This is a genomic window from Aeromonas sp. S16(2024) (assembly GCF_041403065.1).
Taxonomy (GTDB): domain Bacteria; phylum Pseudomonadota; class Gammaproteobacteria; order Enterobacterales; family Aeromonadaceae; genus Aeromonas.
Genome location: NZ_JBGLQX010000007.1, coordinates 59,433 through 78,427 on the forward strand (window position 1 = coordinate 59,433; position 18,995 = coordinate 78,427).

The 18,995-nt window shown below is 62.4% G+C and carries 14 protein-coding genes; 1 reads left to right on the forward strand and 13 read right to left on the reverse strand.

The genetic code is table 11. The features are described from left to right. Positions 1-127: 127 nt before the first annotated feature. The 13 genes from pykF to ACB030_RS07220 all read right to left on the reverse strand — a co-directional run bounded on the left by pykF (position 128) and on the right by ACB030_RS07220 (position 15,575). Complete coding sequence (gene pykF, locus ACB030_RS07160; protein ID WP_025327713.1) at positions 128-1,540, reverse strand: pyruvate kinase PykF; 1,413 nt, start codon at positions 1,538-1,540, stop codon at positions 128-130. Between the two features lie 380 nt (positions 1,541-1,920). Beyond that, complete coding sequence (locus ACB030_RS07165) at positions 1,921-3,051, reverse strand: cupin domain-containing protein (RefSeq protein WP_139439356.1); 1,131 nt, start codon at positions 3,049-3,051, stop codon at positions 1,921-1,923. A 152-nt stretch (positions 3,052-3,203) separates the two neighbouring features. Next, positions 3,204-4,574, reverse strand: coding sequence for an adenylosuccinate lyase (gene purB, locus ACB030_RS07170; protein WP_139439357.1), 1,371 nt, complete (start codon positions 4,572-4,574; stop codon positions 3,204-3,206). A 175-nt stretch (positions 4,575-4,749) separates the two neighbouring features. Further along, entirely contained in the window at positions 4,750-5,361 is a 612-nt protein-coding gene (gene hflD, locus ACB030_RS07175; RefSeq protein WP_371158781.1) for a high frequency lysogenization protein HflD, read from the reverse strand. A 23-nt stretch (positions 5,362-5,384) separates the two neighbouring features. Then, the gene (mnmA, locus tag ACB030_RS07180) at positions 5,385-6,491 is read right to left on the reverse strand and encodes a tRNA 2-thiouridine(34) synthase MnmA (protein ID WP_371158782.1); all 1,107 of its coding nucleotides are present in this window, start codon (positions 6,489-6,491) and stop codon (positions 5,385-5,387) included. A 157-nt stretch (positions 6,492-6,648) separates the two neighbouring features. Beyond that, entirely contained in the window at positions 6,649-7,116 is a 468-nt protein-coding gene (locus ACB030_RS07185) for an NUDIX hydrolase (protein ID WP_371158783.1), read from the reverse strand. Continuing rightward, on the reverse strand, positions 7,113-8,060 hold the full coding sequence (locus tag ACB030_RS07190; RefSeq protein WP_371158784.1) for a pseudouridine synthase: 948 nt from the start codon (positions 8,058-8,060) through the stop codon (positions 7,113-7,115). The genes ACB030_RS07185 and ACB030_RS07190 overlap by 4 nt, the downstream gene beginning before the upstream one ends. A 135-nt stretch (positions 8,061-8,195) precedes the next feature. After that, the gene (locus tag ACB030_RS07195; RefSeq protein ID WP_371158785.1) at positions 8,196-8,963 is read right to left on the reverse strand and encodes a PTS sugar transporter subunit IIA; all 768 of its coding nucleotides are present in this window, start codon (positions 8,961-8,963) and stop codon (positions 8,196-8,198) included. After that, positions 8,964-9,269 carry a PTS fructose transporter subunit IIB gene (locus tag ACB030_RS07200; protein WP_371158786.1) on the reverse strand — a complete coding sequence of 102 codons (306 nt, stop codon included), beginning with the start codon at positions 9,267-9,269 and terminating at the stop codon, positions 8,964-8,966. It lies immediately after the preceding gene. 226 nt (positions 9,270-9,495) lie between these two features. Next, complete coding sequence (gene uhpT, locus ACB030_RS07205; protein ID WP_371158787.1) at positions 9,496-10,902, reverse strand: hexose-6-phosphate:phosphate antiporter; 1,407 nt, start codon at positions 10,900-10,902, stop codon at positions 9,496-9,498. A gap of 461 nt (positions 10,903-11,363) precedes the next feature. Further along, positions 11,364-13,271: a fructose-specific PTS transporter subunit EIIC gene (locus tag ACB030_RS07210; protein WP_371158788.1), complete on the reverse strand. Its 1,908-nt coding sequence runs from the start codon at positions 13,269-13,271 to the stop codon at positions 11,364-11,366. 614 nt (positions 13,272-13,885) lie between these two features. After that, entirely contained in the window at positions 13,886-14,167 is a 282-nt protein-coding gene (locus ACB030_RS07215; RefSeq protein ID WP_371158789.1) for a hypothetical protein, read from the reverse strand. A 193-nt stretch (positions 14,168-14,360) separates the two neighbouring features. Then, positions 14,361-15,575, reverse strand: coding sequence for an ROK family protein (locus tag ACB030_RS07220; protein WP_371158790.1), 1,215 nt, complete (start codon positions 15,573-15,575; stop codon positions 14,361-14,363). 119 nt (positions 15,576-15,694) lie between these two features. On the opposite strand from ACB030_RS07220, the gene ACB030_RS07225 reads away from it, so the two are divergent. Further along, positions 15,695-18,973 carry a DUF5107 domain-containing protein gene (locus ACB030_RS07225; protein WP_371158791.1) on the forward strand — a complete coding sequence of 1,093 codons (3,279 nt, stop codon included), beginning with the start codon at positions 15,695-15,697 and terminating at the stop codon, positions 18,971-18,973. Positions 18,974-18,995 lie beyond the last annotated feature (22 nt).

The window sequence follows — 18,995 nt, forward strand, 5'->3', positions numbered from 1 at the left end:
GAGATTCGGGAGGTTTCCCACTGGGGGAAATCCGCGTGGATTCTAGCACCGGCGCGAGAGAGGCAGCAGGGGGGAGAGATAAAAAAAACGGCGCCCCAAGGCGCCGTTTTCAATGGTTCAGGACTGATTACAGTACGTGAACGGAGGCGGTGTTGGTGGTACCGCTCGGTACCAGGGCACCGGAGACCATGACGACCACGTCACCCTTCAGGCCCATGCCGCTTTGCAGTGCCGCTTCCTTGCCGATGCGATAGAAATCGTCGGTGGAGGCGATGCTGTCAACAACGTGAGCAACCACACCCTTGGTCAGGACCAGCTGGGCAGCAGTTTTCTTGTTGGTGGTGATGGCCAGGATCCAGGCTTTCGGGAAGTACTTGCGAATGGCCTTGGCAGACTTGCCGCCTTCGGTGGCAACCACGATCAGCGGGGCGTCCAGCTTCTCGGAGGTCTCTACGGCACCTTTACAAACGGCTTCGGTGATGCGCAGCTTGTTGCTGTCGTTGGCAGCAGACAGGTTGGACGGCATCACGGCGTCGGTACGCTCGCAGATGGTGGCCATGATGGTCACGGCTTCCAGCGGGTACTTGCCCTTGGCGGATTCGCCAGACAGCATGACGGCGTCGGTACCATCCAGGATGGCGTTTGCCACGTCACCGGCTTCGGCGCGGGTCGGACGCGGGTTCTTGATCATGGAGTCCAGCATCTGGGTGGCGGTGATGACCACTTTACGTGCCTTGTTGCACTTGGTGATGATCATCTTCTGGGCGAAGATCACTTCTTCAACCGGAATTTCCACACCCATGTCGCCACGAGCAACCATGATGCCGTCGGAGACAGCCAGGATGTCGTCGAAGTTGTCCAGGCCTTCCTGGTTTTCGATCTTGGAGATGATCTGGATGTTCTCGCCACCGTGGGCCTTCAGGTGCTCACGGATTTCCAGCACGTCTTCTTTCTTGCGGATGAAGGAGGCGGCAACGAAGTCCACGCCCTGCTCGCAGCCGAAGATGAGGTCACGCTTGTCTTTCTCGGCCAGGGCCGGCAGCTTGATGGAGACGCCCGGCAGGTTGACGCCCTTGTTCTCGCCCAGATCACCGTTGTTCAGCACCTTGCAGATGACTTCGCGCTCGGTGATTTCGATGACGTCCAGACCGATCAGGCCGTCGTCAACCAGGATGCGGTTGCCGACGCGCAGGTCGTTGGCGAAGCCGGCGTAGGTCACGGCGACTTTGTCTTTGTTGCCAACCACGGTCTGGTCGGTGGTGAAGGTGAAGGTCTGGCCGGCGACCAGAGAGACATCGTTGCCACCTTCCAGCTTCATGGTACGGATTTCCGGACCCTTGGTATCCAGCAGGATGGCTGCGTGCTTGCCGGTCTCGGCCATCACTTCACGCAGGTTGCGGATACGGGTGCCGTGCTCTTCGTAATCACCGTGAGAGAAGTTCAGGCGCATGACGTTCATGCCGGCGTCGAGCATCTTGCCGAGCATTTCTTTGGATTCGGTCTTGGGACCTATGGTGCAGACGATTTTGGTCTTTTTCATGTCAGTCTTCATGGTTAAGGAGTTTCCGCCGTGCAATATACACCAGTTTTTGGATACTTTTTATGATCCAGAAACAACGTTTTGAGCTAAAAACGCCTCAATTTGAAAGATAACGTTTTCGCTCACAGCTGATTTTAGGGGCTAAAATAATTGATTTTCCGCGAGTGAGGCCATTTGGTTCCCATTTTTCGCCCCCGTCGATGACCCGATCCCATGTAGTTAAATGACAAACAAGGGATGAGAGTGCCGGCGACGGGTCAGGGCCCCTTTCCCCCTTTGGCCGTCACCCAGTGTAGTCATTGGGGCGCCACAACGCAGGATGGGCGTCAGCGTCCGACCAGGCGCGTCGCCCGGGCAGGCGGCGCGCCTGTTGCGCAGGCTTAGCCGAAGAACCAGTAACCGCGGTTGATGAGACGGGTCAGCAGCTGCAGGAAACCGGCCTGATCGGCGAGTTCCACCATGTCGGCCTGGGTGATGATGTCCTTGTCGCACAAGAGCGAAATGGCGGCCGCATCCTCGCTCGGCAGGGTCCAGGCCTCGCCGTCGATGTAGCAGCTACGGCTCTCGCCGCTGAACCAGACGGAGCGCAGGCCCGGCACCTTGATGGCGGGCTCGCCCTGGGTCAGCAGGTCGGCCACTTCCTCGGCGCTGTAGTCAGGCTCCATGGGGCTCACGTCCAGATCGTGCTTGGCCTCGGAGATCATGGTGCCGAACCACTCCTTGAACAGGGTCTCGTCATCCAGGGCCTGTTGCATCAGCTCCCGCAGGCGGTGCAGTTCATGGGGCTGGATCTCGCCGTGACGGGCGCGGGGCTTGAGGTCCGGGTCGCCGTAACGCTCGGTGCGCAGATCGTTGTCGATCAGGTGATCGGCAAAGGAGGAGATAAGTGCTTTGGCATCCGGTGCCCGGAAGCCCACGGAGAAGTTCAGGGAGGGCTCGATGGCGTAGCCCTCGTGGGGGAATCCGGGCGGGATGTAGAGGATGTCGCCCGGCTCCATGATGGCGTCGATGATCGCCTCGAACGGCTCGCAGTGCAGCAGGGCGGCGTGGGCGGCAAACTCCTCGAGGGGCTTGGCATCGCCGACCCGCCAGTGACGCTTGCCCTGGCCCTGGGTGATGAAGACGTCGTAGTTGTCGATGTGGGGGCCGACGCCGCCATGGGGGGTGGAGAAGCTCACCATCACATCGTCAAAGCGCCAGCCCGGGATGAACTGGAACGGCAGCGCCAGCTCGTGCACCTCGGGGGCCCAGTGGTTGCAGGCCTGTACCAGCACTGTCCAGTTCTCTTCCCCCAGGTGGTCATAAGACTCGAAGGGCCCGTGTTCGGCGGCCCACTTGCCGTCGAAGCGGGTCACCAGGCGCGATTCGATCACCTCCTCCATGGCCAGCCCAGCCAGCTCGTCCGGGCTGATGGGATCCTGAAAGTCGGTGAAGCCGCCCTTGATGAGGAGCGGGCGCTTCTGCCAGTAATGCTCGAGGAAGTGGGCAATATCCAGATTGAGTTCGTACATGGTGCTTCTCGTATCTTGTGAGAGATCTTGCCCAAATCGGGCTTGGGCAAGGGCTCTGAAATGGCCCGATAGCCTGTGATGCTATCAAATGGGCCAAAATCAACGGGGGCCCTGCCGTCATGACAGAGCCCCCGCCGGTTCGGTTTAGCCGCTTACTTCAGCAGATCGACCAGACGCTGGGCCTGACCGAGGTAGTTGGCCGGAGTCAGCTTCTTCAGTTCGACCTTGACGGCCTCGGGCAGTTCCAGGGTATCGATGAAGGTGCGCATGCCTTCGGCATCCACGCGACGGCCACGGGTCAGCTCCTTGAGCTTCTCGTAGGGCTTCTCGATGCCGTAGCGGCGCATCACGGTCTGGATGGGCTCGGCCAGTACTTCCCAGTTGGCGTCCAGATCGGCGGCCATGGCGTCCGCGTTCGCTTCCAGCTTGGAGATGCCCTTGAGGGTCGCCTGATAGGCAATCAGGGAGTAACCCACGGCCACCCCCAGGTTGCGCAGCACGGTCGAGTCGGTCAGATCACGCTGCCAGCGGGAGATGGGCAGCTTGGAGGCCAGGTGCTGGAACACGGCGTTGGCCAGACCCAGATTGCCTTCGGAGTTCTCGAAGTCGATGGGGTTGACCTTGTGCGGCATGGTGGAGGAGCCGATCTCGCCCGCCACTGTGCGCTGCTTGAAGTGACCCAGGGAGATGTAGCCCCACACGTCCCTGTCGAAGTCGATCAGGATGGTGTTGAAGCGGGCCATGGCGTCGAACAGCTCGGCGATGTAGTCGTGGGGCTCGATCTGGGTGGTGTAGGGGTTCCAGGAAAGGCCCAAGGAGGTCACGAACTCCTCGGAGAACTGGTGCCAGTCCACTTCAGGGTAGGCGCTCACGTGGGCGTTGTAGTTGCCCACGGCACCGTTGATCTTGCCGAGGATCTCCACCGCCATGATCTGCTTGTACTGGCGCTCCAGGCGATAGGCGACGTTGGCCATCTCCTTGCCCATGGTGCTCGGGGTCGCCGGCTGGCCGTGGGTGCGTGACAGCAGCGGCATGTCGCGGTACTCAACGGCCAGACGCTTGAGCTCGGAAATCAGCTTCTCGCAATAAGGCTTGATGACCTCGTCGCGGGCGGTTTTCAGCATCAGGCCGTGGGAGTTGTTGTTGATGTCTTCCGAGGTGCAGGCGAAGTGGATGAATTCGCTGACGGCGGCGAGCTCCGGGTTCACTTCGACTTTTTCTTTGAGGAAGTACTCCACCGCTTTCACATCATGGTTGGTGGTGCGCTCGATCTGCTTGATGCGCGCGGCGTCCGCTTCGTTGAAGTTCAGGACTATGCCGTCCAGCACGGCATTGGCGGCCGCACTCAGGGCAGGGACTTCCGGGATCCCGGCGTGGCTGGCCAGTTTTTGCAACCAGCGCACCTCGACTTCGACGCGAAAACGCAGCAGACCGAATTCGGAGAAGATGGGACGCAGGGCATCGGCCTTGTCGCCATAACGACCGTCAATCGGGGAAACAGCAGTCAGCGCGGACAGCTCCATGGGGTGAACTCCTGATGATTGGTGTGGGGGATTCTCATCAACTCGCGCTCCTGTTACGAGACCGTTATCAAGGCTCATGTGCTGCTCGGCATCCTTATTTATCGACATAAACTCCGGTACCTGCGTTGCGCTTCACCTTGCTTCCGGCCTCTCACGACGGAGCTCGAGCCGATTCTTAGAAACGTTTGGCCAGTTCGACCATCTTCTTGCGAGCGAAGATGATCTGGGTACGGCTGCCGCCAAGCTGGCGCCACAGCACGCAGGCACGGATGCCTGCCAGCAGCAGGGCGCGCACCTTGTGCTGCACCAGGGGCTGCTGCAGGAACAGCGGGGTGCCCGCCACCTGGATGCGCGGCCCTATGGGGCTGATGAGATCGCTGTAGATGCTCGCCATGTTGGCCAGGATCTGCTCGTCGAGCAGATCGAAATGCTGTTGCTGGCGGCCGATCTGTCCGATCCGCTCCCCCAGCATGTTGAGAATGTCCTTGCGCTTGGCCAGCTTGCGCTCCAGCGCAATCAGGCTCACCACGTAGCGGGTCAGCTCGGCATTCTTCTGGCTGCCGTCGGCCCCCAGCTGCTCCACCAGGGCGCGGTAACCGTCGCGGATGGCGAGGTGGCTGCCGAACACTTCCAGCGGCTGCTTGGGATTGGTCACCAGCACGCTTTGCAGGCTCTCGCGCAGGGAGGCCTCGTCACAGTTGCCGTCACGGGCCACTTTCTGCACCAGATAGGCCGCCTGGCAGATGCCGGCGAAAGCCATTGTTCTGTCTTGGAATTTGTCGCTCACGTCTGCTGCCTTCTGTTAAGGATTCAAACCGGATGGCTGAAACGCTGTTCTATGATGCCGCCGCCCAGGCAGACTTCCCCGTCGTAGAAGACGGCGGACTGGCCCGGGGTCACCGCAGCCTGTTTCTCGTCGAAGATGACCCGTATGGTCTCATCGTCGATGGGCTGGATGAGGCAGGGGATATCCTGCTGGCGGTAACGGGTCTTGACGGTGCAGCGACGCGGCGCCCGGATCGGGGTGCGATCCACCCAGTGCAGCTGGCTCGCGATCAGGCCATCGGAGTAGAGGCGGGGATGCTCGCCTTGCGCCACCACCAGGGTGTTGCGCTCCACCTCTTTGTCCACCACGTACCAGGCCTCTTCGGTCGCATCCTTCATGCCGCCGATGCCGAGCCCCTTGCGCTGGCCCAGGGTGTGATACATCAGCCCCTGGTGCTCGCCGATCACCTTGCCATCCACGGTTTCGATGGGGCCGGGCTGGGCGGGCAGGAACTTGGCCAGGAAGTCCTTGAACTTGCGCTCGCCGATGAAGCAGATGCCGGTGGAGTCTTTCTTCTTGGCGGTGATGAGCTCGAGCTGCTCGGCGATGCGGCGCACCTCGGGCTTCTCCAGATCGCCGACCGGGAACAGGCTCTGACCCACCTGGGCTTCGCTCAGGGTGTAGAGGAAGTAGCTCTGATCCTTGTTGGTGTCCAGACCGCGCAGCAGGCGCGGGTGGCCGGTGCTGTCGTCACGGCGCACATAGTGGCCGGTGGCGATGTAGGTGGCACCCAGCTCTTCGGCGGCAAATTCGAGGAACGCCTTGAACTTGATCTCCTTGTTGCACAGGATATCCGGGTTCGGCGTGCGCCCCGCCTTGTACTCTTCCAGGAAGTGCTCGAACACGTTGTCCCAGTACTCGGCGGCGAAGTTGATGGTGTGCAGCTTCATGCCCAGCTTGTCGCAGACGGCCTTGGCATCAGCCAAATCCTGGGAGGCGGAGCAGTACTCGTCCGTGTCGTCTTCTTCCCAGTTCTTCATGAACAAGCCTTCGACCTGATAACCCTGCTGCTGGAGCAGGTAGGCCGAGACGGAAGAATCCACGCCGCCGGACATGCCGACGATCACCTTGATTTGGCTGTTGTCTGTCATTAGTCGAAGTTACCAGTTCGTTTAAACGGGGCGTATTCTACCAGAGTTTTGCGCCCCCGGTCACATCTCCCTGCCGTCGTTCCCCTCGGGAGCCCGGCGACGGGAAATCGTTTTTCCGTCGTTTGCCAAGATAGGCAAAAAACGGCTTCAAATGGACTCAAATAAAGGCCTTGAGCGCCGACAGGGGCAGGCGGGTGCCCCCCAGGTAGTCCTGGATGCACTGCCACACCAAGGGGCTGCGCAGGGCCGGTTTGCACTCGGCTATCTCTTCCAGGGTGAGCCAGTGGCAGGCCAGCACATCGCCGTCGGGATCCTCTGGATGGTGCTGACCCGGCGCCTTTTCAAGGTCGAAGATGACGGCGGTGCGCACGAAGGTGGCCTCGCTGTCCGCCGGCTTGAACAGATAGACCCCGAGCCAGGCGCTGGGGGTTGCGGTCAGCCCCGTCTCCTCTTTCAGCTCGCGGCAGGCTGCCTCAATCAGGTTTTCCCCCGGCTCCACGTGGCCGGCGGGCTGGTTGAAGCGGCGCTGCCCCTTGATCTCCTCTTCCACCAGCAGGAAACGACCCTGCCAGTGCACCAGGGCGGCCACCGTCAGGCGGGCGGGCAGGGGCGGGTGTTCGATCATGATGACTCCTTGTCGCCGGGGTGGCGGGCGGGTCGGCGGGCCGTGCCCCGGCCGCTGCTGCGGGGTTTGTTCTCGCCCGTCGTGGGTGATGCGGGCTTGCCCGTGCCGCGTGGCTTGTGGCGTTGCGGGGGCTGGCTCGCCCGGCGCGGCGCCTCCCCTGCCGGTTTGGCTGCGCTGCCACTGGTTCGGGGTGATGACGGCTGGCGCCTGGCCGGCGCCAGCTCGGGGGCGGGCAGGCTGCGGCTCTGGCCGGGTGCCAGCCCGTCTTCTTGCCAGTTACCCAAGGTCCAGTCGCCGATGGCGTAGCGAATGAGGCGCAAGGTGGGGTGGCCTATATGGGCCGTCATGCGCCGCACCTGACGGTTGCGCCCCTCGATGATTTTGATCTCGAGCCAGCTGGTGGGGATCTCCTTGCGCATCCGTATGGGCGGGTTGCGCGGCCACAGCTCGGGTTCGTCCATGAGCCGCACCCCGGCGGGCAGCGTCATGCCGTCGTTGAGCTCCACCCCGGCGCGCAAGCTGGCCAGTGCCGCCTCGCTCGGCACCCCTTCCACCTGCACCCAGTAGGTCTTGGGGGTCTTCTCCCCGGGCTGGGTGAGGCGTGCCTGCAGCTTGCCGTCGTTGGTGAGCAGCAAGAGCCCCTCGCTGTCTCTGTCGAGCCGGCCCGCGGCATAGATGCCGGGCTCTTTGATGTAATCCTTGAGGGTTTCGCGCCCCGCCTCGTCGGTGAACTGGCAGAGCACCATATAGGGCTTGTTCAGCAGCAAGAGCTTGCGATCTGCCGGTGCCACCTCTGGTTTTTGCCCCGCCACTCTGGCGTCGCCCGCCTGCCGGGTGCCGGCCCGTGAGCGGGCAAGGCCGGGCTTGTGGGCCTCATCCTGTGGGGGGCGGCCAGCGGCGCTGGTGCGGTCGGAGAGGGAGAGGCGGGGACGGGCAGGTTTCATCGCGTGCATACCAAAAACAGGGGATGCCGGAGTGTATCACGGCGGCGCTCGCCATGGGTCATCGGGGCATAGAGGGAAAGAGTGCGGCAGACCCTCTCCCTGCCTCTCCCTTCGCAGGGAGAGGGGTTGGGAGATTCAGCCGAGCATGCTGTCGATGACGATGGCCTGGCGGGCGGGGGCCGAGCTTGCGTGCAAGAGCGCCGTGCTGACCACCTCGTCCATCAGGGCGCGGGCCAGCCGGGTGAGGGGGCGCAGCTGTTCGGGGGCCAGACCGGCCGGAATGGCCAGCAAGATGATGGTCTGCACAGGCCCGAGCGCCGACCCCCAGGGGAGGGGCTCATCGCAGCTGAGCAGCGAGAGGGCGGGCTGGCGGATGGCGGGGCAGATCACATGGGGCATGGCGAGGCCCGGCCTGATGATGGTGGCGGCGAGTCGCTCCCGATCTGCTACGGCTTGCTCCAGCGCGGCTCTGTCGCGCACCCGCTCCGCTGGCAGCAGATCCACCAGGACCTGCAACGCTAAGGCCTTGTCGAGGGGCGCCGAGCTGTGGCCGAGCTGGGCGAGGGAAAAGCCGTAGTCGGGCAGGGCGGCGGCCAGCCGCTGCTCGGCCCGGGCCGAGGTGGCGGGGCGCCCCAGCGGCTGGCCCAGCTCCACGCACCAGCAGGTGAAGGCCATGTGGGCGAGCTCGGCATCCAGTCCTTCGATCAGCAACTGGCAGAGATCCCCGGGCTGGGTGGCCAGGGTGAGCAGGGCGAGCTGGCTGCTCGCCTCTGCCCGCTGGCGACGGCTGATGTTGATGAAGAGGATCTGGGACTTGAACAGCCCGGCCAGTCGACAGAGCTGCTTGGCCTGGGTGATGGTCAAGCCCTGATGGCAGCAGAAGGTGAGCTCGCGGCGGAGCATTCAGGCGCCAGGGGTGGCGGCTTTGAGCACGGCGGCGGCGTCCAGCAGCACGGACTCCAGGGATACCTGGCGCACTGTGCAGCCGAGGAAGCGCTCCTTCTGCTCTATCTCGATGTCGGAGGCGATCAGCACCAGATCCGCGCTGGCGATGTCCCGGGCGGTCAGCACGTTCTCCAGCCCCATGGCGCCCTGGGTCTCCACCTTGATCTTCAGTCCCAGCTTGTCGGCGGCGTTTTGCAGCGCCTCTGCGGCCATGTAGGTGTGGGCGATGCCGGTGGGGCAGGCGGTGACGGCGAGGATCTTCATGGGCTCTCGAAGCAAATTGAGGTGGGGCCACAAGATAGCGCCATGGGGCGGCTTTTGCCAAAGGTGCGGGGTGAAAGTGGGATCTTGGCCGCGCCCACAGGCCTTGGCTGCGCAAGGGGTGAGCAGAGAAGGGGGCATTGGCAGGCGCTTGACGCCTTGGATAAAAAAACGGCCCGCCAGAAAGGGGGGCCGAATGCACGCTACGAAGTGAAATGTGTTGCTGTTATCAGGCGGACTGGGTAGCCAGCTCGGCGGCTTTCAGTTCACGCTTGATGCGGCGGATCTTGCGCTCCTCGGCCACGGCCACGCAGGCCATCAGCACCAGGCAGGCGGCGGCGGCCATGTCCAGCGCCGCGAAGGTGCCGGTCCAGCCGGTCAGGCCGAAGATGGGGGTGCCGTCGGCTATCATGCCCAGACCCAGCTTGGCGAAGCTGTCACCGATGAGGTAGGCGAAGGTCCCCTTGACCCCGTCGGCCACGCTGATGCCCTGTTTCGGCACGAAGCCCACGGCGGCCACGCCGATCAGCAGTTGCGGACCGAACACCAGGAAGCCCAGCAGGAACAGGGAGCCCAGGAACATGAACTGGGTGGTGGCGTGCTGGTAGAGCCCCAGGGTGGCGATGATGAGCGCCAGTGCCACGCAGGCCACCAGACCACGGCGACCGTTCGCCAGATCCGAGAGGTAGCCCCACATCAGGGTGCCGACCAGGGCGCCCACTTCGAAGAAGGTAAAGCCCTGGATGGCGACTTCCTTGGAGAAGCCGAGCTCCTGGTGGGCGTAGACGGTGGACCATTGGTCGATGCCGATGCGCACCACGTAGAGGAAGATGTTGGCAAAGCAGAGCAGCCAGATCACCTTGTTCATCAGCACGTACTTCACGAAGATCTGCCACTTGGTCAGCTTCTGCTCTTCGGTGGCGATGTCCTCTTCGCTGGCGACTTCGTCAAACAGCTCCTCCACCTTGCCAAGGCCATAGGCTTCCGGCGAGTCGCTGCCAAAACGCAGGCCGACGAAGCCGACGATGAGGGCGATGATGGAGGGGAAGATGAACATGCCGAGCACGTTGCCATCGAACAGGTAGTTGGCACCGAACAGCGCCACACCGGCCGCACCGGCGCCGCCCACGTTGTGGGAGAGGTTCCACATGCCGAGGTAGGTGCCGCGCTTGTTGCGGGGGGTCCACTTGGTGATGGTGGAGTAGCTGCAAGAGCCACCACAGCTCTGGAAGAAGCCGCTCAGGGCATAGAAGAAGATCATGAAGTAGAGGCTGAACCCCGTGCCCCCCATGCTGGCGCTGAAGCCCAGCATGCAGAGGGCAGAGAGGATCAGCATCAGCGGCAGGAACTGCTTGGTGTTCTTGCCGTCGGCATAGTAGGAGACGACCGTCTTGCCCACCCCGTAGGTGATGGAGAAGCCAAGGCCTATCATGCCGAGTTCGGTCATGGAGAGACCGTACTCCTGGATCATGTCGTTCTGGGCGATGTTGAAGTTCTTGCGGATCAGATACATGGTCAGATAGCCAATGAATACAACCAGATAAGATTGCATGAATGGCTTGAACCAGAGCTTGCGCCGGGCTTCGACCGGCAGGTCCAGGGTGGGGATCCGGACCTGTTCGAGCAGTTTAAACATCTTCGTTCATCCTCTGCGAGATAGACGCTATTCCCGCCGCGTTCCTCATTTGTGTATTGAACTCGTTCAATCTGTTATGGGAGGTCACGCCACGGAAAGGGCGACAGGAAGAGGGCGAACTGCGCTGCGCTCCCCTGTCGATTGAACCCATGCCCGAACGCACCATGGCGTGCCGGGTAACTACATCAGGTAGGTCGACTGTAAAGAGGCGGGCTGTGGATGGCGTGAGAGCCATGCCTAGGGGGCTTAAGAAAATTTCCTAGTTTGGCGGCTTGTGACCCTGAAGCGTGAAGGGGATCACAGTGTCGGCTCACAGGGTCGCGCGCCTGGTGTGGCGTCGCGCCGCAGAGGCAGGAGCCGAAAGGCTCACAAAAAGGTGGTCAGGGCAGGGGCGTGCAAAAGCAAGGAGGCCACCCGGGGGTGGCCTCCTTGTCATCTCAAGTGCCTGTGGTGGACAAGGTTCAAGCCGCCTGGGCCAGCGCCACCTGGTCAGCTTTCTTCACCCGCAGCTTTTTCAGGGCGACCGCCACCACGCCGGTGACGATGGCGCCGCAGATCATGCAGAGCAGGGCCAGCAGCGGCTTGTTGACGGCGCCGAGCAGGGCGACTATGGGACCACCGTGGGCGACGCTGTTGGTGATACCAAACAGGAAGGCCATCACGGCGGCTGTCATGCTGCCCAGCACGTTGGCGGGGATGACCGCCAGCGGATCACGGGCGGCGAACGGAATGGCGCCCTCTGAAATCCCCACCAGACCCATGGCACCGGCAGCCTTGCCCGCCTCAATCTCGGTGGCGTCGAAGATGCCGAGCTTGCGACCGAGCACGGTGGCGAGCGACATGCCAAGCGGCGCCGCCGGTATGGCGCAGGCCATGGCACCCATAAACTGGGTCTGGCCGGAGGCAATCATGCCCACCGAGAACAGGAAGGCCACCTTGTTGACCGGGCCACCCATGTCAAAGCCCGCCATGCCCCCAAGCACTATGCCCAGCAGCACCAGACTGCCACCGCTCATGGAGAGCAGCATGGCGTTCAGACCCGTCATCATGTCGGCGATGGGCGCACCGATGATGAAGATGAAGACAGCGGCGATAAAGAGCGAACCGACGATGGGGGCGATCAGGATGGGCACCAGCGGCTGCACCATCTTGTGGTAGTGACGGGTGGCAATCCAGCGCACCAGATAACCGACCAGCAGGCCCGCTATGATGGCACCGATAAAGCCGGTCCCGGCGTCGGCGCCGTAGAAGCTGCCGTTGTTGGCGATCCAGCCGCCGATAAAGCCCGGTGCCAGAGCGGGTCTGTCACCTATGGCGTAGGCGATATAGCCCGCCAGTATGGGGATCATCAGGGTGAAGGCGGCGACGCCCACGTTGAGGATCTGGTTCCACATGCTCCCTGCCGGGATCTGCATGCCGCTCGGGGTCGGATCCCCACCGATGGCGAGCGCCAGGGCGATCAGCAGACCCCCCGTGACCACGAAGGGGATCATGTGGGAGACGCCGTTCATCAGATAACGGTAGAGATCCGAACTGCCGCCCGTGCTCTTCTCCTCGCTCTTGCGCTCATCCTTGTCCGCCACATAGGCGGGGGCCTTCAGCGCCTGCTCGATCAGACCCTTGCCATCCTTGATGGGGGCCTTCACCCCGGTCTTGATGAGCGGCTTGCCGTTGAAGCGGGCCATGTCCACCTGCTTGTCACAGGCCACGACGATGGCGCTGGCGCGGGCGATCTCGGCCGCGGTCGGGCTGTTCTTGACGCCGATGGAGCCGTTGGTCTCCACCTTCACCTCAAAGCCCAGCTCCTTGGCGGCGCGCTCCAGGGATTCCGCCGCCAGATAGGTGTGGGCTATGCCGGCCGGGCAGCCGGTGACGCCGATAATCAGCCCCTTGTCGGCGGCCGGGGCGGCCACTTGCGGTTCTTTCTTCTCGAGCAGCAGGGCCAGCGCATCGGTCGGCGTCCTGGCCGCCAGCAGGGCGTCGATAAAGCCCTCTTCGATCAGCTTGGCGGATAGCTCGGCCAGCACCTCGATATGGTGGTTGGCGCCGCCCGCCGGGGAGGCAATCATGAAGAACAGCCGGGAGGGCTTGCCATCCTCGGCGCCGTAATCGATGCCGCTGCGGCTGATGCCGATGGCCACCGCAGGGGTGCTCACCGCCGCGCTCTTGGCGTGGGGCAGGGCCACGCCTTCCTCGAAGCCGGTGTTGTCCAGCTCTTCCCGGGCCCACAAGTCCTTGATGAACTGCTGCTCGTCGCTGACCTTGCCTTGGGCGACCAGCAAGCGGGTCATCTCGGTGAAGACCTCCTCCTTGCGCGTCGCCTTTAAATCGAGCGCGATCAGCTGCTCGTTGATAAGGGTGGTGATCATGGCGTTCTCCCTGCTCCCTTGATGGAGCCTGTTGGCATTGCCGTGCTGGCACGACATGCAGACAAAATTGACACGACTATTATCGCGCCGGGACACACGCCACCCTATCGGACAAATGTGCGAATGACTGGATTTTTGTGCGGTAAAATACCGAGTGTGAGCCGGATCCCAAAGCGAGGAGTTGGGCAGTAGTAGCTAATCTAATTGGTTTTTACATATAAAATCATGTTGTTAGCGGGCATTCTCTTGCGGTTATATAGCTGTGGCCCTACCAGTCTGGACGGGAGAGACAAGCTTCTTCTGTAAATTTGTGAGAAGGCGTGATGAAGAAAGATGTGAAGCAGCGCACACAAATAGCGGTGATGGGGCTATTGATAAGAGGAAGCAGGCGAGGGGAAAGGTGGAGAAATGGGTTGAGCCATTGGAGCCGGACAGCCCACCACTACGCGCGAGTGAAACCACAGCTATGAGGACCCCGTAGGGTGCAATGAACGAAGTGAATGGCACCGCTTGTGTGGTGGCAGAAAAGGTAGGGGTGCAATGCGCTGCGCTTATTGCACCCTACTGTGCTGGTGACTGTCCGGGGCGGGCCGCCCTCGAGACCTGGTCGTTACTCAATATTCCAGAAACTTTTCGCCGCAGCGCTCGCAGATAAGGTGCTTTACATGGGTGGCCTGATAGGCCAGGGTCTCGCCGAATGCCCAGTTGGTGAGGGTGCTGGAACGAAAGGCTTGCCAGAAGGCCTTGCGCGGATCCTTGGGCATGATGTCCTGACTGTGATCGCGAGGGACCAGCACCACTATATGGCGGGTGCGCTCCCCGCACCGGTCGCAGCGGTGGATTTCGCACTGCTCCTGTTGTTCACTCCGTTTTTGCTGTTCACTCTGGGCTGTCATGATGCACTGGCTCCTGTTCTGGATGGCGCGCTCATCATATTCCTCTCCACTTGGCTCTCCTACTCCCCATACGGAGTTCTGCAATCGGGAGCGGGCTCACTTTTTATCTGCCGGGTTATCTGCCGGGGGAAGGGGCGGCAAGTTTCCCTGGTTAGAGCCAGCATCATCTGTCGGGGCAGGGGGCGACCCGTTTTCACTGGCTAAAGCCTGCCGCATCACGCTGCGCCAATGCTCGCTCCACATAGAGATAGCCGATGCCCATCACCTGTTGGGCACGGGTGAGCGTGCCAAAGCGCAGCTGGGTCGCATTCACCGCATCGCTGCAGTCGAAGGGGTTGGCACCGGTCTGGCTGACGATGGTCTGCAGCCAGGGCTCGCCGAAGTCGCAGCTGCGGCCATAGAGCCAGATGCGGTTGATGTTGAGGATATTGAGGAAGTTGTAGAGGCTCAGGCCAATGGCGCGGGCCCCTTCGTCCACCAGGGCACGGATCATGGCATCCCCCTGATGGTAGAGCGCGAGCAGCTGGGCCGTGTCGAGCTCCCCACCCGCCAGCGCCGGGTTGTCGGCACTGGTTTGTTGCTTGAGAAAGACCCGGGCCCGTTTTTTGATGGCAAACAGCGAGGCGACCGTCTCCAGGCAGCCATAGCGGCCGCAGGCACAGGCGCTGCCGTCCGGGTTGATGATGGTGTGGCCTATCTGGCCGCTGCCAAAGAGAGCACCCCGGTAGATCTGGCCGTTGATGATAAAGGCGGAGCCGATGCCGTAGTCGACGTTGATGACGCAAAAATCCCCGTTTCCTTCCCGGCCCTGCCACTTCTGGGCCAGCGCCAGCATGATGCAGTCGTTATCCACCATCACCTCGCAGCCGAGACGCTCTTCCAGCAGGTATTTGAGCTCGACCGGCGCGTGCCAGGGGGCCTGTGGCATGGTTTGCGACACCCCGGTGGCCGGGTTGACCTGACCGTGTACCGCCAGCGCCAGCCGGATCGCTAGCCCCTTGTGGCGGCGCTTGTGCTGGTAGTAGTGCGCTTCAATCAGGCGCAGCAGCTCATCTGGGGTCTGCGGCGCTATCTTCTGGCCGCTGAACTCACCCAGTGGGGTGATCAGGTTATCCACCAATATGCTCTCCAGACTGGTGGGGCTGATATTGAGGCAGAAGATGGCCCCCTGGCCGCTGGCGATGCGGTAGCTGCCGCCATTGATGCCGCGCAAGGAGAGGTTCTGTTCGCTGTGGCTGATGGCGCCGTCGGCCACCAGTTCGTCGAGGATCTTGCTGACCGCCGGGATGGAGAGCTCGCAATGGCGGGCCAGGGTGGACTTGCTCGCCTCCTTGAGCTGGTAGAGCAGCGCCAGCAACACCTGCTTGTTGTGGTGGCGTACCTTCTGGTTGTTCAGGCCGATGATCATCAGTTCACTAAACTCCGCTTACTGTATTGCGTGATCTTTAAGCGAAAATCGCTGTAATCACCATTCTAAACTGGCCTCATCGAAACGTTTACTAATAAATGTTGAATGAGGCGAGATTGATGAGAGCTGATGTAAGAGTCTGGGTAGAGGCCGTCACCCTGCCGACCTACGAGGTCGGTGCCGAAGATCCCAACCCCATGTTTCTCGAGAAGCGGGTCTATCAGGGCTCCTCGGGGGCTGTCTATCCCTATGGGGTGATCGACACCCTGACCGGCCAGAAGCAGATGAAGTCCTATCAGGCGGTCTGGCTGGAGAACGACTTCATCAAGGTGATGCTGCTGCCGGAGCTGGGTGGCCGTATCCACCGCGCCTACGACAAGGTGATGCAGCGGGACTTTGTCTATTACAACGAGGTGATCAAGCCGGCACTGGTGGGGCTGGTGGGTCCCTGGATCTCCGGCGGCATCGAGTTCAACTGGCCCCAGCACCACAGACCCACCACCTTTATGCCGGTGGACTTCACCATTGCGGATCGCGAGGGTGGCGCCAAGACCGTCTGGCTCGGCGAGGTGGAGGCGATGCGCGGTCTGCAGGTGATGGCGGGCTTTACCCTCTATCCGGACAAGGCGCTCATCGAGATCACCGGCAAGGTGTTCAACGGCAACGACACCCCGCGCCACTTCCTCTGGTGGTCCAATCCGGCGGTGAAGGGGGGCGATGCCCACCAGAGCGTCTTCCCACCCGACGTCACCGCCGTCTATGACCACGGCAAGCGCGATGTGAGCGCCTTCCCCATCGCCCGCGGCACCTACTACAAGGTGGATTACTCCGCCGGGGTCGATATCTCCCGTTACCGCAACATTCCGGTGCCCACCTCCTATATGGCGGACAAGTCCGACTACGACTTCGTCGGTGCCTACTGCCATGACGAGCAGGGCGGCCTGTTGCACGTGGCGGATCACCATGTCTCCCCTGGCAAGAAGCAGTGGAGCTGGGGCAACTGCGACTTCGGTCTGGCCTGGGATCGCAACCTCACCGACCACAATGGCCCCTACATCGAGCTGATGACCGGGGTCTACACCGACAACCAGCCCGACTTCACCTGGCTGGATGCGGGGGAGGAGAAGGTGTTCGTGCAGAACTTCCTGCCTTACAACACCCTCGGCACCCTGCAAAATGCCAACACCCGCGCCGCCATCAAGCTGGAGCGCACCGACGACGGCCTGCTGTGCGGTGCCTACGCGATCGCGCCGTTGTGCCACGCTTGCTTCGAAGTGAGCGACGAGGGGGGCGCGCTGTTTACGCAACCTCTGGATCTGCAACCGGGTCAGGCCTGGCTTGAGTCGTTCGCCATCACCAGCGAGGGACGCTTGCAGGTACGCCTGCTGGATGAGCAGGGCCAGTCGATCCTGAGCTATCTCGAGCATCAGCCTGCGGGCGAAGCCCTGCCGGATCCGGCCACGGCGCCGGAACCTGCCGTCAATCTCGATTCGGTCGATGAGCTCTACTTCATCGGCCAGCATCTTGAGCAGTATCTGCACGCCAGCCGCTCCCCCTTTGATTACTACCTGCGGGCTCTGGAGCTAGACAGTGGCGACTATCGCTGCAACCTGGCGCTGGCAACGCTGGAGTACAACCGCGCCAACTATGAGCAGGCGCTGGCCTACGTCAATCAGGCGCTGGTCCGTGCCCATCGGCTCAACAAGAACCCCCAGTGTGGCAAGGCGAGCTTGCTGCGGGCCCATATCGAGGAGCGTTTGGGCCAGTTTGATGCCGCCTTCGATGACTTCTACAAGGCGACCTGGAGCGGTAACTGCCGCGACAGCGGCTTCCTCGGGCTGGCCCGCATCGCCATGGTGCGCCGTGACCCGCTGCAGGCGCTGCCCTTTGTCGAGAAGAGCCTCGCGGTCAACGGTACCCACTATGGCGCCATCGCCCTTAAAGGGTTGGCGCTGCTGGAGTCTGGCCAGCGGGAGGCAGCCATCGCCTATATCGACGAGCAGCGAGTCCGTTATCCGCTTCACTATCAGCTGGCCTTCCTGCGCTGGCTGGCAAGCGAGCAGCCGACCGATCTCGAGGCGCTGCGCACCCTGTGCAACGGGCGCGGGGTGAACCTCTGCTTCCTGGCCAGTAATCTGCTGGCACTGGGGCGCCCCGAACTGGCCCTCGAGCTGCTGACGTCGGTGCCGGTGGAGGAGACCCTGCCGCTGCTGTTCCAGGCCGCGTTGCTGCCGGAAGGTGAGGCGCAGTATGCCCTGCTGCAACGGGCCGAGCAGGCCTTTGGCCGCAAGGTGCGCTTCCCCAACACTCTGGGGGAGGTGGCCATGCTGGCTCAGCTTTCCCACAGCTGGTTTGCCAGCTATCTGCTGGGCTGCTTCCACTACAGCAAGCGCAGCTACCCGCAGGCCATCGCACTGTGGCAGCGGGTGTGCGAGCAGGCACCCGGGTTTGCCCCCACCTGGCGCAACCTTGGCATCTATCACTTCAACAAGAGCGGCGACCTGGCGGCGGCCGAGCAGTGTCTGAGCCGGGCCTTTGCCCTCAAGCCGGATGATGCCCGCCTCTTGTTCGAGCTGGATCAACTGCACAAGCGCTGCGCCATGGCACCCGCCGAGCGGTTGGCGCTGCTGGAAGCACACCGTGAGGTGGCCCTCAAGCGCGACGACCTGACCGCCGAACTGCTCAGCCTCTATCACATCGAAGGGCGGCTGGAAGCGGCGGCGGAGATCTTGCGGCTGCGCGAATTCCACCCCTGGGAGGGGGGCGAGGGCAAGGTGACCGGCCAGTACCTCATCAACCAGCAGCGCCGGGCGCTGGTGTTGATGACTCAGGGACGTCACGAGCAGGCCATTGTGTTGCTGCAACAGGCGCTGCACTACCCCCTCAATCTGGGGGAGGGGCGTCTGGTGGGGCAAACCGACAACGATATCCACTACCTGCTGGCGCTCTGCCACCTTGCCTGTGACCACCAGAGTCTGGCCGCCCAGTGTTTGCAACAGGCCTGTCTCGGTCAGGGGTCGCTGGGGGTCAGTCGCTACTACAACGATCAGCCGGTGGATTACCTCTTCTATCAGGGCATGGCGCTGGCGCGCCTCGGCCGCGCTCCTGAGGCCCATCGCCTGTTTGAGGGGATGGTCGGCTGGGCCGAGCAGGCCATGGACGAGCGGGTCGAGGCGGATTTCTTCGCCGTCTCACTGCCTGACCTCATCGTGCTCGATGACGACCCGCAGCACAAACATCGCCAGCACTGTCTGCTGGTCAGGGCGCTCGGCCTGTTGGGGCTGGGTCAGCGGGATGGCTGTGAACAGACCTTGCGAGAGCTGCTCGCCCTCAACCCGGCTCACGACAAGGGGCACCTCTTTGCCCTGATCTGCCGCGAGTTGTCACTCAACTCATAACTCTCATAACAAAAACCGGCGC

Bases quoted from the DNA above. Each gene is read 5' to 3' on its own strand.
- pykF (WP_025327713.1), bottom strand. From the start codon at position 1,540: ATGAAAAAGACCAAAATCGTCTGCACCATAGGTCCCAAGACCGAATCC.
- ACB030_RS07165 (WP_139439356.1), bottom strand. From the start codon at position 3,051: ATGTACGAACTCAATCTGGATATTGCCCACTTCCTCGAGCATTACTGG.
- purB (WP_139439357.1), bottom strand. From the start codon at position 4,574: ATGGAGCTGTCCGCGCTGACTGCTGTTTCCCCGATTGACGGTCGTTAT.
- mnmA (WP_371158782.1), bottom strand. From the start codon at position 6,491: ATGACAGACAACAGCCAAATCAAGGTGATCGTCGGCATGTCCGGCGGC.
- ACB030_RS07185 (WP_371158783.1), bottom strand. From the start codon at position 7,116: ATGATCGAACACCCGCCCCTGCCCGCCCGCCTGACGGTGGCCGCCCTG.
- ACB030_RS07190 (WP_371158784.1), bottom strand. From the start codon at position 8,060: ATGAAACCTGCCCGTCCCCGCCTCTCCCTCTCCGACCGCACCAGCGCC.
- ACB030_RS07195 (WP_371158785.1), bottom strand. From the start codon at position 8,963: ATGCTCCGCCGCGAGCTCACCTTCTGCTGCCATCAGGGCTTGACCATC.
- ACB030_RS07200 (WP_371158786.1), bottom strand. From the start codon at position 9,269: ATGAAGATCCTCGCCGTCACCGCCTGCCCCACCGGCATCGCCCACACC.
- uhpT (WP_371158787.1), bottom strand. From the start codon at position 10,902: ATGTTTAAACTGCTCGAACAGGTCCGGATCCCCACCCTGGACCTGCCG.
- ACB030_RS07210 (WP_371158788.1), bottom strand. From the start codon at position 13,271: ATGATCACCACCCTTATCAACGAGCAGCTGATCGCGCTCGATTTAAAG.
- ACB030_RS07215 (WP_371158789.1), bottom strand. From the start codon at position 14,167: ATGACAGCCCAGAGTGAACAGCAAAAACGGAGTGAACAACAGGAGCAG.
- ACB030_RS07220 (WP_371158790.1), bottom strand. From the start codon at position 15,575: ATGATCATCGGCCTGAACAACCAGAAGGTACGCCACCACAACAAGCAG.
- ACB030_RS07225 (WP_371158791.1), top strand. From the start codon at position 15,695: ATGAGAGCTGATGTAAGAGTCTGGGTAGAGGCCGTCACCCTGCCGACC.